The 17355-nt window shown below is 31.4% G+C and carries 16 protein-coding genes; 7 read left to right on the top strand and 9 right to left on the bottom strand.

Annotated elements, in window-relative coordinates; translation table 11 throughout:
- Positions 1 to 12: 12 nt before the first annotated feature.
- Positions 13 to 3027, bottom strand: coding sequence for a tetratricopeptide repeat protein (locus BSF41_RS20845; RefSeq protein ID WP_095931428.1), 3015 nt, complete (start codon positions 3025 to 3027; stop codon positions 13 to 15).
- A 309-nt stretch (positions 3028 to 3336) separates the two neighbouring features.
- Here BSF41_RS20845 and BSF41_RS20840 point away from each other — a divergent pair, with 309 nt between their 5' ends.
- Genes BSF41_RS20840 through BSF41_RS20830 form a run of 3 tightly spaced genes read left to right on the top strand, consistent with a single transcriptional unit; the run spans position 3337 to position 5837 of the window.
- Positions 3337 to 4020, top strand: coding sequence for a cell division ATP-binding protein FtsE (locus tag BSF41_RS20840; protein WP_095931427.1), 684 nt, complete (start codon positions 3337 to 3339; stop codon positions 4018 to 4020).
- The gene (locus BSF41_RS20835; protein ID WP_095931426.1) at positions 4020 to 4901 is read left to right on the top strand and encodes a glycosyltransferase; all 882 of its coding nucleotides are present in this window, start codon (positions 4020 to 4022) and stop codon (positions 4899 to 4901) included. Before BSF41_RS20840 ends, BSF41_RS20835 begins: the two co-directional genes overlap by 1 nt.
- A gap of 6 nt (positions 4902 to 4907) precedes the next feature.
- A complete protein-coding gene (locus BSF41_RS20830) occupies positions 4908 to 5837 on the top strand; it encodes a glycosyltransferase family 2 protein (RefSeq protein ID WP_095931425.1) in 930 nt (309 codons plus the stop codon).
- Here BSF41_RS20830 and BSF41_RS20825 read toward each other — a convergent pair.
- Together BSF41_RS20825 and BSF41_RS20820 are read right to left on the bottom strand one after the other, a co-directional pair.
- Positions 5820 to 6227 (bottom strand): FdtA/QdtA family cupin domain-containing protein, encoded by a 408-nt coding sequence (locus BSF41_RS20825; RefSeq protein ID WP_253251869.1) that lies wholly within the window; start codon positions 6225 to 6227, stop codon positions 5820 to 5822. The genes BSF41_RS20830 and BSF41_RS20825 overlap by 18 nt on opposite strands.
- 2 nt (positions 6228 to 6229) lie before the next feature.
- A complete protein-coding gene (locus BSF41_RS20820; protein WP_095931423.1) occupies positions 6230 to 7309 on the bottom strand; it encodes a glycosyltransferase in 1080 nt (359 codons plus the stop codon).
- Between the two features lie 46 nt (positions 7310 to 7355).
- Here BSF41_RS20820 and BSF41_RS20815 point away from each other — a divergent pair, with 46 nt between their 5' ends.
- Complete coding sequence (locus tag BSF41_RS20815) at positions 7356 to 8492, top strand: glycosyltransferase (RefSeq protein WP_095931422.1); 1137 nt, start codon at positions 7356 to 7358, stop codon at positions 8490 to 8492.
- Here BSF41_RS20815 and BSF41_RS20810 read toward each other — a convergent pair.
- From BSF41_RS20810 to BSF41_RS20785, 6 genes are all read right to left on the bottom strand, one after another.
- Complete coding sequence (locus tag BSF41_RS20810) at positions 8489 to 9763, bottom strand: O-antigen translocase (protein WP_253251868.1); 1275 nt, start codon at positions 9761 to 9763, stop codon at positions 8489 to 8491. The genes BSF41_RS20815 and BSF41_RS20810 overlap by 4 nt on opposite strands.
- Position 9764: 1 nt before the next feature.
- Positions 9765 to 10862, bottom strand: coding sequence for a DegT/DnrJ/EryC1/StrS aminotransferase family protein (locus tag BSF41_RS20805; RefSeq protein WP_095931421.1), 1098 nt, complete (start codon positions 10860 to 10862; stop codon positions 9765 to 9767).
- Entirely contained in the window at positions 10859 to 11809 is a 951-nt protein-coding gene (locus BSF41_RS20800; protein ID WP_095931420.1) for a GNAT family N-acetyltransferase, read from the bottom strand. The genes BSF41_RS20805 and BSF41_RS20800 overlap by 4 nt, the downstream gene beginning before the upstream one ends.
- Before the next feature lie 6 nt (positions 11810 to 11815).
- Complete coding sequence (locus tag BSF41_RS20795) at positions 11816 to 12418, bottom strand: trimeric intracellular cation channel family protein (protein WP_095931419.1); 603 nt, start codon at positions 12416 to 12418, stop codon at positions 11816 to 11818.
- A gap of 176 nt (positions 12419 to 12594) precedes the next feature.
- Positions 12595 to 13449, bottom strand: coding sequence for a hypothetical protein (locus BSF41_RS20790; protein ID WP_095931418.1), 855 nt, complete (start codon positions 13447 to 13449; stop codon positions 12595 to 12597).
- 106 nt (positions 13450 to 13555) lie between these two features.
- A complete protein-coding gene (locus BSF41_RS20785) occupies positions 13556 to 14299 on the bottom strand; it encodes an RDD family protein (protein ID WP_095931417.1) in 744 nt (247 codons plus the stop codon).
- Positions 14300 to 14319: 20 nt separating this feature from the next.
- Between BSF41_RS20785 and BSF41_RS20780 the strand changes: the two genes are divergently transcribed.
- From BSF41_RS20780 to BSF41_RS20770, 3 genes are read left to right on the top strand one after another with little or no spacing between them, the layout of a single operon-like run.
- Complete coding sequence (locus tag BSF41_RS20780) at positions 14320 to 15300, top strand: stage II sporulation protein M (protein WP_095931416.1); 981 nt, start codon at positions 14320 to 14322, stop codon at positions 15298 to 15300.
- A 9-nt stretch (positions 15301 to 15309) separates the two neighbouring features.
- Positions 15310 to 16086, top strand: a complete 777-nt coding sequence (locus BSF41_RS20775; RefSeq protein ID WP_095931415.1) for a DUF4129 domain-containing protein — start codon at positions 15310 to 15312, stop codon at positions 16084 to 16086.
- Complete coding sequence (locus tag BSF41_RS20770) at positions 16079 to 17281, top strand: DUF4350 domain-containing protein (RefSeq protein ID WP_095931414.1); 1203 nt, start codon at positions 16079 to 16081, stop codon at positions 17279 to 17281. The genes BSF41_RS20775 and BSF41_RS20770 overlap by 8 nt, the downstream gene beginning before the upstream one ends.
- Positions 17282 to 17355: the final 74 nt, after the last annotated feature.

Here is a 17355-nt window from a genome sequence, read left to right as displayed (position 1 = left end):
TTTTTCTCTTTCTTACTTATTAATCGACGAATTTGTTTTAGACTCTTCTACTTTTATAGCTCCTAATTCTTTTTTAGCTTCTTCGACAACATCTGGATAATCTGTAAAGTTGTTGATTACGTTATCTAAAATGTATGTCGCTTGATAACTGTCTTTTAATCCGTAGAAGTTTTTTGCCATTAATACTAAACCTTTTGCTCCGTAATATTTATAAGCTGAATAACTTTTTGCTAATTTTTGAACTGCAGTATTAGAAGCATCATATTTTCCTTCTTTTGTTTTAAAGTATGCATCATAATACAAAGCTTCTGCAGCTAATTCCCCTTTTGAAGTAGTCAATAATTTAGCATAAGCTGTTTTTGCTTTATCTTCATTTCCAGTTTGAATCGCTGCACGTGCTACAATAATCTGCGCGTCGGCTTTTACTCCAGCATCAGATTTTGCATTTTCTAAAACTTTTTCAGCTGCAATAACTGAGTTATCATAATCTTTTTTGTCATAATAACATTTCATCAAGTTTGCTTGCGCGAAAGTTTTGTTCTGCGGATAATCTGCTTCGTTTTCTAAACGTTTTAAAACCGGAATAGATTTGTCACAATCTTTTGCTTTCAAATATATCTGAGCCAATCTGTTTAATGCCTGCTCTGTAAATTCATTTCTAGGCTGATCGATTACATATTGATAATTCGATGTCGATTTTGTTTCAGAACCTTCAGCATAGTAAAGTTGCGCTAGATAGAAATTAGCTTCTAAAGCGTGTAATCCTGCTGGAAATTTGTTCACATAACCACCAAAACCTGTAATCGCAGCTTTGCTATTGTTTTGACTGTATTGCTTAAAAGCAGCATCGTAAGTATCATTGTCTAATTCAGCATCCGAAACTTCGACAAAATCTAAAGTACGAACCCAAGTTGCATATTCGTCTACTTTTCCTGAATCTACATAGATTAATCTTGCTGTCGCCACTGCCTCTAAAGCTTCTGGCGTTTTTGGGAATTCTGCAGCAACTTTCTTAAATTTCGTCAAAGCCTGTTGATCACGATCTGAATTATAATAAATCAAACCTTGTTTTAAGATTGCTTTTGAAGTAAAAGACCCGTTTTGAAATTCTGAAATCAGTTGATCATAAGTTTTGATTGCCTGATCGTTTTTCTTTTCTGCAACATAAGTATTTCCTAATTCAAATAACGCATCATCACGGTAAGATGATTTTTTGTACATCTGGATAAAGTTGTTCAATTCGTCTACCTTCTTTGCATTATTTGACATAAATCCATAAGAAAGTGCTTTTTGGAACTGCGCATAATCTGCGTCTACGCCTTTGGCTGCAATTGCTTTTGCATAAGCCTCATTTGCTGCACTATATTTTGAAGTTACAAAACGACAATCTCCCAAACGCAAATAAGAATCATTTAAACGATTTTTATCTGAAGGCGAATTATCAATCTGAGCTTGAAAAGAATTTGCTGCTTGGTCGTATTCTTTTAGTTTAAAATACGTGTAACCAATATTATAGTTGATATTTTTATATTCATCTGTAGATTTAGCCGCGGCCATTCCTGCAAACTGTTTGTAAGTCAGTAAAGCATTTTGCATATCATCATTCAGATATTCTGTTTCTGCTTTCCAGAATGTAGCGCGAGCTGTAAATTCAGGCGTTTTTTGCTCGCTGATGGCACTTTTAAACATTTTGCCTGCTTCTTGATAATTAGATTCATTGTACAATTCTAGTCCGCGGTAAAAAAGCACTTTTTGGTAAGCCGCTTTGTTTTCAGCAGTTCTATTTTTTTCTAATAAAGTCAAAGCTTCTTTGTAGTTTTTAGAAGAAATATAAGAATCAACCAAAAGTTTTTCTACTTCTGCACGGCTTGAATTATTTGGATATTTTTTAAGGAAATCCAACAAAATACCTGGAACAGCTTGATAAGCGTTTCCGATATCATAACTCAATTTAGCATAATTTAAAGCTGCGTCTTCCTGAATTTGAGCATTAAAATCCATTTCAGAAGCATTCTTAAAAGCGTTTAAAGCTTCTTGCTTTTTACCTGTATTTAAATAGCTTAAACCTAAATGATAATAGGCATTCTGGGCCACAAAATCTTTTCCTTCAATAATTTTGTTGAACTGAGAAATCGCTTTTTCGTACTCTTTCTGCTCATAATACGCATAACCTAATTGATAGAAATCGGTATTGTTCCATTTTCCTTTTTTACCCGCATATTGTTCTAAATACGGAATTGCTTTTCCGTATTGCTTCAAGTTGAAATAACTTTCTCCAATAATTTTATTCAGTTCTGATTTTTCAATGTCGTTCGATTTGTTCATGGCTACCAATCCTAAATCAATCGCTTTTTGGAAATTTCCTAACTTGAAATTCATATCAGCTTGATAATACGAAAGCTTTTCTTTGTATTTTTCTTCACCCGAAACCTCATCAAAATACTTCGTTGCTTCTTTGTAATCGTCACCCTCATAAGCCATAAATCCTAAATAATATTTGGCTTGAGAACCATATTCTTTAGAATTTACCACTTTATTAAAATAGTTAGTTGCTTCTTTTTTCTTTTTAGCATTAAAATAGCTGTAACCTTTCATGAAGTTAAACTTATCCGATTCTGTTTTACTCATGTAGCTTTCGTCTACTTTATCAAACCATTGCAAAGCTTTTGGATAATTTCCTTGTTCGAAGAAAAATTGCGCGGCGTCAATATAAGCTTGATTTTGTTTGGTGCTTGTTGGATAATCATTCACAAATTGTTCTACCAGAGCATCGGCATTTGCTTTATTGGTTCTTATGGCAGAATTTGCAATATAGTAAGCACAGTCAGACTGCACTTCTTCATTTGTAGTATTGTTTTTTACTTTTTCAAAAATCAATTGTGCCGAAGCATATTGTTTGTCGTTATATAAAGCCAGTGCTTTGTCAAAATCCTTTAACTCATACGTATAAATCGCCGATTTTTGTGCCGAAGCTATAGTCGAAGCAAGGAAAATTTGGAATAAAAAGAACCTGGAAAGTTTACGCATTTTAATAATATTTAGTATTCAAATGTATCATTTTATAAGGGTTATAACGAAACGTTTTGAGGTTTTATTATGAACAAATTATGAAACTGCTACTATTTTACGCTCTGTAAAACTTCAAATTATTGGTTCTCAAACTTTCTTAAACAAATAATTTTAAACCATATAAGCTCTCTTAAGTTATTATAAGCAGGAACCGTTATATAGATGCTGTTAAAATGCACTTCTATAGCAATTTTATTCAGAATTCAGCGAAATTTATTTTGAATACAACCGTTATCTTATTACTTTTACCATTCAAACCAATTTATTATGTCACAAACCGTACTATCTCTTAAAGAAGTCACTATATATCAAGAAGGAAGAAAAATTATATCTCATATTAACCTAGACGTTAATCATGGTGAGTTCATTTACATTATCGGAAAAACTGGTTCTGGAAAAAGTAGTTTTCTAAAAACTTTATATGCTGATTTACCGTTAGTTGAAGGCGAAGGACATATTGTTGAATTTGATTTGGCAACATTAAAAGAAAACGACATTCCGTATTTAAGACGTAAAATCGGAATCGTGTTTCAAGATTTTAAACTACTTCCAGACCGTTCAATAAAAGACAATATGCTTTTTGTTTTACGAGCTACAGGATGGGTCGAAAAAGAAGCCATGCAACACAAAATTGATGAAGTTTTGGATAAAGTTGGCATGAAAGATTTTGTAAACAAAATGCCTCATCAGCTTTCTGGTGGAGAACAGCAGCGTGTTGCGATTGCAAGAGCGCTTTTAAACGATCCAGAATTTATCTTGGCCGACGAACCAACAGGAAACCTTGACCCTCAGACTAGTTCTGAAGTTTTAGAAGTTTTAAAAGCAATTAATGCTGCAGGCAAAACCATCATTATGGCCACTCATGATTATGCTTTATTGATGAAATTCCCATCTAAAACCCTAAAATGCGAAGATGAAAGAATCTTCGAAGTGGTACAAAGAAGCGTATAATGCTTTCCGTTTTAATTCCGGTTTATAATTACAATGTTTTACCGCTTGCTAGCGAACTCGTAAAGCAGTGCAATTCGTGTGGAATTACTTTTGAGATTATTTTTTTAGACGATGCTTCTCAAAAGTTTGCAATTGAAAACGAAAGAATTAATCTATTTGAAAACGCCTCTTATTCTATTTTAGAAAAAAATATCGGACGAAGTGCCATTAGGAATTTATTGGCTGAAAAAGCAGTTTACGAAAATTTACTTTTTCTAGACGCCGATACTTTTCCTGCCAATGCAGATTTTATTTCTATCTATATTTCTCAAATCAACAATACTGAAAAGATAGTTTATGGAGGAATTTTGTATGAAAGTTCTAAACCTCCAAAAAAGGAACTTTTAAGATGGATTTACGGAAAGGAAAGAGAAGCTTTATCAGTTTCCGAACGTATAAAAAATCCGCATCTTTCTTTTCTGACTTTAAACTTTCTCATAAAAAAAAACATTTTTTCTAAAGTCAGATTTAACAAAAATATTCCAAATCTAAGACACGAAGACACCTTGTTTTCATTTGAGTTAAAGCAAAATCAAATTGAGGTTCTTCATATTGACAATCCTGTTTTTCATCTTGGTTTAGAAGACAGTAAAATATTTTTGCAAAAATCTGAAGAAGCCGTTTTGGGTTTGAAAAATTTAATCGATTCGAATTTAATTTCTCCGGATTACGTTAAACTGGCACATTATTTTCAACTCATTAAAAAATATCATCTTGTCTCTTTAACCGCTTTTGGTTTTAGGATTTTTAAACCTTTATTTAAAAAACAGTTATTAAGCGCAAAACCTTCGCTTTTTCTTTTTGATATTTATAGATTGGGTTATTATTGCATTATAAAATAAACTGAAATGGCTTTTTTTTCCATAATAATTCCGTTGTACAACAAAGAAAATTTTATCGAAAACACGATACAAAGTGTCTTGAGCCAGACCTTTCAGGATTTTGAAATTATTATAGTAAATGACGGATCAACAGATAAAAGTGAAGAAAAAGTTTTACAGTTTAAAGACGATAGAATTCGATATTTGATTAAAAAAAATGAGGGTGTATCAACTGCAAGAAACTACGGCATTGAAAAATCTTCTGCAGATTTTATCACTTTTCTAGATGCAGATGATTATTGGTATCCAACGTTTTTAGAAACCATGTTTACTAACATTTCGAAACTATCTGATCAAAAAGTATTTTCTGCAGCGGTTGAATTTGATACTTCAAAAAAAGTAATCCTGGCGCAGTATTCTATTTTCAAAACAAATGAAGATTTAGAAATTGTAAATTACTTTAAAGCAAGTAAAAAAGAATCCGTACTATGGGCGTCATGTGCCGTTTTTCATAAATCTGTTTTCGAAAAAACAGGAAGCTTTGATACCAAAATCAAAAGCGGTGAAGATACTGACTTATGGATTCGAATTGGACTTATTTATCCAGTTGTATTTTCATGGAAAATCTTGGCACGTTATGTTTACGATTCTAAAAGTCTATCAAAAAATAACAAATTAATTATAGATAATTTAGATCTTTCGAAATTTAAAGAGGCCGAAAAAACAAATCCAGACTTAAAATATTTTTTAGACTTAAATCGTTTTTCGCTTGCTATAAAAAGTAAATTAGTCGGAGAAAAATCGCTTTTTTATAAATACTACAATCCCATTGATTTAAAGAAAATAGGCTGGAAGAAAAGAACTTTGTTGCTTTTTCCAGCATTCGCTTTACGTTTTTTAATTTCTTTTAAAACCTTTTTAGCAAATTTAGGAATAGGATCATCTGTCTTTAAATAATCGGAATTTTTTGTATTCTCGAATATAATCTTCTTCACTAAATTCGCCAGAAGACAAAACCAGACAAACACTTCCCGATGAGAAATTTTTAAGTTCGCGCCAAATGCCAGAAACAATAAGCAAACCAACATTAGGCTTATTTAACGTAATTGTTTTTATGTTTTTACCGTCCTTTAAAACCACATCAAAGCTACCGCTTAAAGCGATTAAAAGTTCCTGCTGTTCAATATGCGCATGCCCTCCTCTTTTGCTTCCGCTGGGTACATCGTACAAGTAATAAATTCTTTTAGAAACAAAAGGAATTATGTCGCCTTCAACAACTGAAAGATTTCCTCTTCGATCCTGAATTTTAGGAATTTCTATCAATTGATTGTCTGAAATATTTGTCATTATTAAGTGTTTAGAAGATTTTTCCATTGATCCGAAATGTGTTCTAAAGATAAATGGTTTACGCTTTTCGTAGCATTCTGTCTGCAAAAATGATACAATTCAGCATCATCTACAAATCGATTCATTGCCAGCGCAAGAGTTTTTATATTATGATTTTCAACCAGCAAACCATTAAACTCATTCTGAATAATTTCTCGAGGGCCAGAATAGCAGTCAACAGCAACAACAGGTGTTCCTAAAGCTAGTGATTCTATAATCGACAACGGAAAACCTTCATAATTACTTGTCAAAATCGTAAACTTTGCTTCTCGAACCTCATTAAAGGGATTTTGTTTAAAGGGAAGAATTTTCACATAATCATTTAAATTCAAATCTTTAATTTTCTGCCAAATAAAATCTTCGTCATCTCCAGATCCCATCAAATGCAAATGATATTCTTTTTCATATATTTTTGATTGTAAAAAAGCCTCTAGCATCAATGTGAAATTTTTCACTTTCTCTTCAAATCGTCCAAAAAACAAGATTACTTTTTGAGGTTCTAAAACTGTTTTTTTCAATTCTTCTTCGGCAATAAAAAAAGGATTATAAATCGTAAGTGTATTTTTAAAATCATACCACTTCCTTACTTTTTCTTCGATCGCTTTTGAAACGCAAACCAAATTTTTTACATCCTTATAAAGTATTCTAGACCAAAATTTTGAAGAAGGAAAATAATCCTTAAAATTAAAGCTGTGAACGATGTAATAGACTTTCGAATTTCGGTAAATAAATTTGGTAATTAATTCGCGTAAGAAGACATTTTTTGGCCTGCTGTCAATAACAATATCAATGTTATTTTCAATCAAATAGCCTCTCAATAATCTTCCTTTTTTTAATTTTTTAAAAACAGAAAACGAGCCAGCACTTTCTTTTTCTAAATTGAATAGGTTTCCTGTATAATCGTAATCTACGTCGTCATTAACAATAATAGAATAAACTTCAAAACCAGAACTTTCTAACATAAAAGTAAGCAAAGCTGCAAAACGTTCTGCGCCTCCTTTTCCTAAGGAAATCGAAACAATAGCAACTTTCTTTTTATTCATGTTTTTTAATCGAAAAAGTAAATATATTTGTCAAATATACATATAAATGAAAGTTTTACTAGTAGGCGAATACAGCCATTTGCACAATTCTTTAAAAGATGGTTTAAAGGCTTTAGGGCATGAAGTTTTTATTATTGGTCACAATGACGGTTTTAAAAATTTTCCTGTTGATTTTACTATCCAAAAAAAATGGGATTCTGGCTTTCTGAAAAAAATAAAAATTGCGGTTTATAAAATTTCTGGATTTGATATTAGTTCATACTTGACTTTTAGGCAATTTTTAAAATTCAAAAAACAATGTTCTGGTTTTGATGTTGTACAATTGATTAACGAAAACAGCTTTTATTGCACTTCTTATTTTGAAAAAAAAATCATTTCAAGTTTTCTAAAAAACAACCAAAAATTTTTCCTTTTAAGCACAGGTTATGATTATTTGAATGTGAAATATTGTTTTGAAAATCCTGACTTTAAATCTATAATTCCGTTATATCTTAACCATAAAATTGATAAAAAATCTTTTGGAAATATTTTAAAATTCCGCGAAAAAGCATTTTTAGAACTGCATCAGTTTATTTATAAAAACATAAACGGAATTATCGCTACAGATTTAGATTACCATATTCCATTACAAGGAAATGAAAAATATTTAGGAATGATTCCGAATCCAATTAATATTGAAAAGCTTTTATTTCAGCCATTAAACATCACTGATAAAATTGTCATTTTTCACGGAATCAATAATGAGAATTATCTAAAAAAAGGAAATGATTATTTTGAAAAAGCATTAGAAATAATCGAGCAAAAATATGCTTCAAAAGTTGAAGTAGTAACGGTTCGCAGTGTTCCTTATGCTCAGTATATTAATTTATACAATAGCTGCCATATTTTACTGGATCAAATTTATGCCTACGATCAGGGCTATAATGCCCTAGAGGCAATGGCAAAAGGAAAAGTGGTTTTTACAGGCGCTGAAAAAGAATTTACTGAGAGATATAATCTCTCGGAAAAAGTATGCATAAACGCCATTCCAGACGTCGATTATCTAGTCAAAGAATTGTCTTTTTTAATTGAAAATCCAGATAAAATTATTGCGATTGGAAAACGTGCGAGAGCTTTTATAGAAAAGCATCATCATTACAAAAAAATTGCAGAAAAGTATATTTTGAAGTGGAATGAAAATTAGAATAGAATTTTTCTAAAATAAACCACCAAAACCAGTAGATAAACCAAATTATCAAAAGCATAAGCGATTACAACACCTTCAATTTGAAAGATTTTTATAAAATACAAACAGACAAAATATAAAACCGAAAACGAAAATAATTCGGTAATGATAAAGGCCGAGGTCATCTTTTTAGCAAAAAACTGAAAACCCAAAATCAGAGCACAAACTTTGAAAACATCGCCTAAAAGCTGCCAAAAAAACAAATTGACTACGGGCAAAAATTCTTCTGAAAAAAGAAGTTTTACTACAAAAAACCTCGCTAAGTAAAGCACAACTAAAACTAAAACAAAAACAGGAAGAATGAATTTGTAATACTGCCAAAAAATGCTTTTGGTTTCCTCATTTGAAGATGCTTTAGATAATTTTGGAAGAAAATAAACACTCAAAATCGTACTAACAAACATTAAATAATAGGTCGAAATTCTAGTCATTGATTCCCAATATCCTGCTTGTTCGATTCCTAAATTATGAATAATATGATTTCGAATTGCAAGAAATACAAAAGGCCCAAAAACAGAAGAAACAAGCGCCATTAAAGAATAAGAAGAAAGGTTTTTTAAAATTTTAATATCGAAAAAACTGAATTTTATCATTTGAAAAAACTGAATTTCCTTCTGAATCATATAAAAGGTAACCAAAAACAATAACGCTGGTGCAATTACAATCGACATCAAAGCTCCAATGGTTTTAAACTGCATAATCAGAAAAACCGAAGTCAACAAACCAATGATATTTCCGATAATATTAATCCAAATTACTTTTTTAAATTTACCCAAACCATTAATTACAGCTATAAAAAAAATGGAAAATCCGTAAGTTGGCAAAACCAATGCTAAGACTTTAAAAACAGCCCAATATTCGGTGTTATTTCCAAAAATACTCTGGTTCCAATAAGAAGCTGTAAAAAATAAAATTCCGCTTAACAGAAGCGCAACAAATAATAAACTGATAAAAACCGTAGAAACTATTTTTTGAAGTTCGCTTTTAGATTTCTCATCTTCAGACGCATATTTTACGATTCCGTTTTGAAAACCTAAAGTAGAAATATTTTCTAATGAAGTTAAAAAATTACGAAGATTTCCAACCAAAGCCATTCCGCTTGGACCAACGAAAATGGCTAATATTTTCGAAGTAATTAATCCGATTCCAATTTTTAAAGCAACGCTCAAGCTGTTTAAAGACGTAATCTTAAACAAATTGGTTTTAATTATTTTTCTATAGAAATTCAAATTAATATTGATTTAGAATTTCTATAATAAAATCAACCTCAACTTCGGTTAAAACTGGACTCATTGGCAGACTCAGAACTTCATTATGAATTTTCTCTGTAATTGGAAATGACAGATTATTCCATTCTGGAAAAACTTTTTGCTGATGTGGCGGAATTGGATAATGAATAACCGTTTGAATATTATTTTGAGTTAAATATTCTTGTAAGTCCTTTCTATTTTCTGTTCGAATAACAAACAAATGAAAAACATGATTATTTGAAAAATCCCAAAACGGCAACGCTATTTTTTTGTTCTTAATTTCGGATAAATATCGTTTTGCAACTGTTCTTCTTTTCTCATTATCTGAATCCAAATGGGGTAATTTTAGATTTAAAAAACCCGCCTGTAATTCATCTAATCGCGAATTCAAACCAATGTATTCGTTATAATATTTTTTCTCTGAACCATAATTTCGAAGCGAAAAAAGCACTTTTGCCAAATCCGAATCATTTGTAGTAATCGCTCCGCCATCGCCCAAACATCCTAAATTTTTTCCTGGATAAAAACTATAAGCAATTGCTGATTTTATATTGTTGCTTTTAGATTTTAGTTTTTCAGCTCCGTGAGATTGTGCTGCATCTTCAACGACAATTAAATTATGTTTTGCTGCAATTTCATTTATTTTCTCCATTTCGGCTATTTGTCCGTATAAATGAACAGCTAAAATAGCTTTGGTTTTTGGAGTTATTTTCTCGTGAATTAAATCTGGATTTATATTGTACGTTTCTAATCTTGGCTCGACCAAAACAGGAACTAAATCGGCTTGTAGAATGGCCAAGATACTGGCAATGTAAGTATTTGCAGGAACTATAACCTCATCTCCTTTTTTAAGTTTTCCGAGTTCGATATACCCCTTAAAAACAAGAACTAAAGCGTCAAAACCATTTCCCACTCCGATACAATATTTTGACTGGCAATTTTCGGCAAAAGCTTTTTCAAATGCTTCCACTTCTTTTCCTAAAATATACCAGCCGTTTTCTAAAACCAATTTCAGTTTTTCCTGAAAGGCAGTTTCATACGGTTCGTTTATTTTTTTTAGGTCTAAAAATGGTATCACTTTATTGCTATTTTATAAAAATCCTGATTGTAAACTGTACAGCCTAATTCTTCTTTCTGTTTTAAAAGCCCAGAATTATAACCTGATTCATTTTCGTCGTCTACAATTCCCATATCAAAAAAATGCTTTCCTTTTCTTTTGTATTTATGAATCAGATTAATGAATAAAAAATCTAGTGCTCTAAATTCTTCTCCAGTTTTTGAAGTCGCACCATATTGCGATTTTACAACATTTTTGGTTTCAAAAATAGTTATTCCGGCAATTATCTCGTCATTCCTGTAAGCAGAATATTGCCTGATATTTTTCGGAAATTTAGATTTTAAAAGCGAGATTTCTTCTTTTGAATGCACTGGTTTTGCGTTAAATTTTTCTGTTAATCTCGGTTCTAGAATTTTTTCCCAAAACGGATCGAAATTCTCTTCTTCAAAAATATCTAAATCTAGATTTTCAATTCTTCTAAAATGCTTCATTTTGCTTTTAGAAATTTTTAGCGGAACCGTCAGATTAATGGCCAGATTCATTTCTTTTCGTTCTAGAACGGCTCCTCTTTTCAATAAAAAAAAATCAATTTCTTTGTTTCCTTCAGAAAAATAAAAATCTGGAACAGGCTTATAATAAAAACTATCAACCTTATTTTCTTTCAAAAAAAGCAAAATTTCATCTAAAATCGATTCTACCTTTTCTGCTTTTAGTTTTGACAAATAAACCAATCCGCCGTAAGTAAGTCCTTGGTGCGAATAAACAGCATTTTCTTTTTTATTGGCAGGAAGAATAGCAAGTAACTTTTTATCTTCAAAAACCAAAAGCGAAAAATCTTCAAAGCGATCTTTGTGGTATTCCATAAAATCGCGATGAAACAAAAAAGTTGCATTTTTAGCCTGAGCGACAAAATCGTTCCAAACCGAATAATCTTTCTGATCGTATTTTTTAATGATAAATTTCTCCATACTGAATTACATGTGATCAAATGCTTTTAAATGCCATTTGTATTTAACTGCCATTAATCGAATCACAATAATCACCAGAGAAGTAACTAAATATAAGATATCGTCATTTAAATTTAATTTTCGCAATCCAAAAAAAACAATTCCACCCAAAATACAGATGGTTGCATAGATTTCTTCTCGAAAAACATTTGGAATTTCGTTACATAAAATATCACGAATTACACCGCCAAAACAGGCAGTCATTGTTCCTAACGCGATACAAATTGCTGGATGAAGTCCCGTTATAAGTCCTCTTTCTAGACCTATTAAAGTAAAAACTCCAAGCCCAATGGTATCAAAGAGAAACAATGAGGTTCGAAGTTTATCAAATCTTTTTCTGAAAATAATGGCTAGAAAAAATCCTAAGATAATCACATACACGTATTGCATGTCACGCATCCATCCAACGGGAGTTCTTCCAATTAAGACATCGCGAAGCGTTCCGCCGCCAACTGCAGTGACAAATGCAATGATAAAAACACCAAACGGATCTAGTTTTTTATGCATTGCTGTTAAGGCACCAGACATAGCAAACGCCATTGTCCCAATAATATCAAGTAAGTGAAACATTTTTTCTGAGTTACAAAGATGCAAAGCGTCAAAGTTACAAAGTTGTAAGGAATAATCTTAGTAAATCTGACTCAGAAAAAAACCTGTCCTTTTTTCTAAGCTACAAAAAAGCAAAGTATCAAAGCTACATAGTTGTAAAGAACGATCTTAGCCAATCCAACTCATAGAAATACTTATCATTTTTTTACATAAATCGGACTTCTTTTTAATAAATACGAAATAGAATCCATCCATCCATCTTTTAATGCTAACAAAGGTTTACGGGTTTGAGAATAGATTTTATCTGTGTTTCTGTACATATCAAAATAAACCGTATAGTAATAATAGGTTTGATTGTTTGCTGTTGTAGTCGAAATATCGCTGGTAGTCACTTTTTTATTGTTGTTGCTCACTTTAGCATTTCCACTATCATAAGTCGTAGCTGTAGTACCAGTTCCTATTGTGTATGAAACTTTTGCAGCAACAATATTATCTACTCCTAATATTTTTTCCAGATCTTCTATTGGCGTTTCGTCAATATTATTATGATCAATTCCAGCTTTGTGCAATAAACTATTTGTGGTTCTTAAATCCTGAACCGTCAACGGAAAAATATTAGCTGATTTATCCAATAACTTGTTATACAAATCGTTTTGAGCAAATTTTGCCATATCCTCAGAACCTTGCTGATTATCTGCATTTACATAAGGAATTGGCAATACAGCAATTGTATTGTGCTGTTTCTCTGCACTTACTATGGGTTGTGATGATGTGCTTTGAGCACTGTTTGTTGTGTTTGGAGAAATGTCAAAAGTTTGAGATCTTCCGCTTGCAAAATCGATTTTCGCAATCTGAGAAACGTCTAGCGAGATTTGAACGGTTTCGCCTGGAAGTGAATATTCTACTGTTTTATCAGACATTTTTAAAACCGTACATTCAATAATCTGATAATCTTTTTTTATAATTTTATCTAATTTTTTTCCGCTTTGAGCAAAACTTACGCAAGCAGATAACAGTACTAATAATACGAGAAAAGGCTTTGTAATTTTCATTTGTTTAGAAATTTATGAATTAATTATCTATATATAAATTTACGAAGAAAAATTAAAAAATAATCAGCAAAAATTAGAAAAATCAAATAATTATTCAAAGAAAAAATTACATGTTTTGGGTATAAAAATTATAATCTTTTAAAATTATTCGAATAAAATCGATGTTGTTTCCAGATTGATTTTTAATGCCTGTTACACTTTCAATTTTTGCTACTAATTTGTAAAGAACTTCGTGATCATTTTTAGCTGCTGCCTTTTGATAGGTTTCTTTAATAATTCTCATATCATTGTCTGAAAGCTTGATAACCAAAGGATAAGTTGGCACATAGGCTTCGCCAATTTCCTCTAAAATAGTGTGGCTAATATTAATTCTATTCTTTAAAGTAATTACTGCTGTTCCTGCCGCCATATCTCCCAATCGTTGCGATTTCTGACTCGTAATAACCGAAATAAGTCCGGGAAGTCCGAAAAAAGTAAAAAAGTCTATTACTCTAAAAAACCATCGAATTAAATAATCTCCAAAACCCGCTTGATAACCGTCAATTTTAACGACTTTAATCTTCAATAATTTTTTACCCAATGATTGTCCTTCAAAAACACTTTCTAAAACCAGCGAGTACACTATAACTGGCGAATAGAGCAGTAAAAAAATCGCACCTCGCGACCAACCATCCAAGTTAACCATCAATCTATCTAGTTGCAACCAATCGAAAAGTATTATTGAAAGCGCTGTGATATAACAGATTATAATAAACAAATCAATAAAAAAAGCTCCTAGTCTTTCACCAACAGAAGCGGCAATAAAATTTATTTTGACATTTTGTGTCGTATTAATAGATAATTCTGACATATTTCATATTTTAGCCTACAATGAGAGAAATCGCCTTTATAAAACAAAACAGAGAAAAATGGCTCGAGTTTGAGCTGGCAATTTTTGGTAAAGCTAAAAAAAATCCTGATGAATTAGCTAATTTGTACATTCAAATGATGAATGATTTATCGTATGCGCAAACGTATTATCCTAAAAGTAAAACGGTTGTATATTTAAATCATCTCGCTTCTCAGATTTATCAAAAGATTTATAAAACCAAACGCACAGACCAGAATCGAGTTATAGATTTCTTTAAAATCGAAGTTCCTTTATTGGTCTACGAATACAGAAGGTATTTGGTATATGCTTTTGTCTTGTTTTTTGTTACCGTTTCAATCGGAGTTCTTTCTGCTCGCTACGATCGTGATTTTGTACGTCTGATTTTAGGCGATGATTACGTCAATATGACTTTAGAAAACATCAAAAAAGGCAATCCGATGGCCGTATATGGTTCGGGCAGTAATTGGGGAAGTTTTATTGGCATTACTGTAAACAACCTATTTGTAGGCGCCAAATGTTATTTCTATGGTATTTTTGCCGGAATCGGAACTTTCAATGTTTTTCTTCAAAACTGTATCATGTTGGGTTCTTTTCAATACTTTTTCTACGAACAGGGCGTTTTCTGGAAAAGCGTTCGAGGAATTTGGATTCATGGTTCTATGGAAATTTTCGCAATTGTAATTGAAACAACCGCTGGATTTATTTTAGGAGCTTCTATCCTTTTCCCTAAAACTTTTTCGAGAATGAATTCTTTTAAAATTGGTTTCAAAAATAGTTTCAAAATATTCTTAAGCACTTTTCCATTTACGATAAGTGCAGGATTTTTAGAAGGTTTTATTACAAGATATTCTATCGATATGCCCAATTGGCTAAGCAGTTTTATTATCTTGTTTACGCTTGCAATAATTTCATTTTATTACTTGATATACCCTTTCATTGTACACAAAAAAATTCATTCTTTAACCGCCGAAAAACTTTAAGACCAAGTAATGACAAGATTATTATTTATTTTATCTTTTCTTTTGTGCTGTGGTATTTCTCAGGCTCAGGATTCTATTCCTATTACTGAAGATCCTCCAAAAATTACTGCAATTAAATATATCGAAAAAGACATTCAAGTAGATTCTGGCACTGTAGAAACCAAACATTTTGAAAAGAATTTCAAGAAAAAATATACCGACAAAGAATTTATTTACGAATACAAAGCGCCCGAAAAAAACTGGTGGGATCACTTTAAGCATTGGCTAGCAAGACTAATTTTTAATTTATTTAATTTCAGCAGCGTAAAAACATCGCTGAATTTTGTCGCTATTTTGTTTAGAATAATTGCTGTTTTGGTGGTAATTATTTTGATTTATTTTATAGCAAGAGCCTTAACTAAACAAGAAGGAAGATGGATTTTTGGAAAAAATGCCAACAAAAAAACCTTATTTTATTCTGATGCCGAGAAAAACATTCATCTTTTAGATTTCGAAAAACTTATTAAAGAAAGCATCGAGGCGGGCGAAAGAAGAATCGCAATTCGATATTATTATTTATGGCTTTTAAAAGTAATGGCGCAGAATAATTATATCGAATGGGATATCGAAAAAACCAATTCTGATTATTTGTACGAATTGCACAACCCTGCTCACAAGGAAGAGTTTACCTATCTTTCTTATTTGTACAATTATATTTGGTACGGCGAATTTGAAATTGACGACGCCATATTCAGAAAAACTGAAAACAGATTTAAAAAAGCATTAAAAACCTTTGGCAATGGATAATAAAGTTAAAATATACATTGCTATTCTGGTTTTAATTTTCGGAATAACATTATTAGTAGACAAAGGACAGCCAAAACCTATTGATTGGACGCCTACATACTCTGTTGATGATAAAATTCCATTTGGTTTATACATTTTTGATCATGAAGCAGACGGCCTTTTTAAACAGAAAGTAGAACGAATTTCGACACAAACTCCTTACGAATACCTAGATTCTCAGTATGATGCAAGAGAGAATGTAGAAACGTATAAAATAAAAGGAACGTTTGTTAACATTTCTGAAGCTAATAATATTGACGAGCAGTCAATGAAAGAAATTTTATATTTTGTTTCTCACGGAAATAATGCTTTTCTAAGCATGAAAGTATTTCCTAAAGTATTGCTGGATTCTTTAAAAATCGAATTAAAAACCGATTTTATGCCCGTTGACAGCGTTTCTGTTTGGATGGCAAATAAAAAAGTAAATTCTAAAAAATATACTCTTAATACAGGGTTAAGTGATTATTTTTCAAAAATAGACACTTTAAACACCAAAGTTTTAGGCTATCAAAACAGTACTAGAAACAAAAGACAAGTCAATTTTATTGAAGTGCCTTATAAAAATGGTTATCTCTATCTGCACACGCAACCAGTAGCTTTTACCAATTATAATCTGCTGAAAAAAAATTATTATCAGTACACCGAAAATCTAGTCTCTTATATTCCGAAAGGAAATATTTTTTGGTACAATAAAAGCTTTAACGACCAACGAATTTCAAGTTCTCCGTTGCGATATATCTGGAGTCAGCCCGCTTTAAAATCGGCTTGGTATTTAGGTTTAATCGGAATTCTTATTTTTATGATTTTCAATGCAAAACGAAAACAGCGCATTGTTCCTATTATAAAACCGTTACAGAATTTAACCGTTGACTTTACCAAAACAGTTGGAAATTTATATTATCAGGAAGGTGATCACACCAATATTATTGATAAAAAGATTATTTACTTTTTAGAAAAAATAAGAACCGATTATTTGCTGGATACAACCAAACTCGATGACGATTTTATAACCAAATTACATTATAAAACAGGAAAAGACGAAAAAGACATTCGAGACTTGGTGCAATTAATTAATGATCACCGAAATAGTTATCACGGAAGTCTGGAAGAAGACCTTCTTAGATTAAATAAAGCGATAGAAAAGATTTTACATTAACTAAATATTTGCCACTCCCGATAGCTATCGGGATAAAAAGAGGAACATCGATTAACTAAAAAAATCCTTTTTAA

Source organism: Flavobacterium sp. ACN2 (assembly GCF_002303885.1).
Taxonomy (GTDB): domain Bacteria; phylum Bacteroidota; class Bacteroidia; order Flavobacteriales; family Flavobacteriaceae; genus Flavobacterium.
Note: the sequence above shows the minus strand (reverse complement) of the source record. Positions and strands in the feature narration are given on the sequence as shown.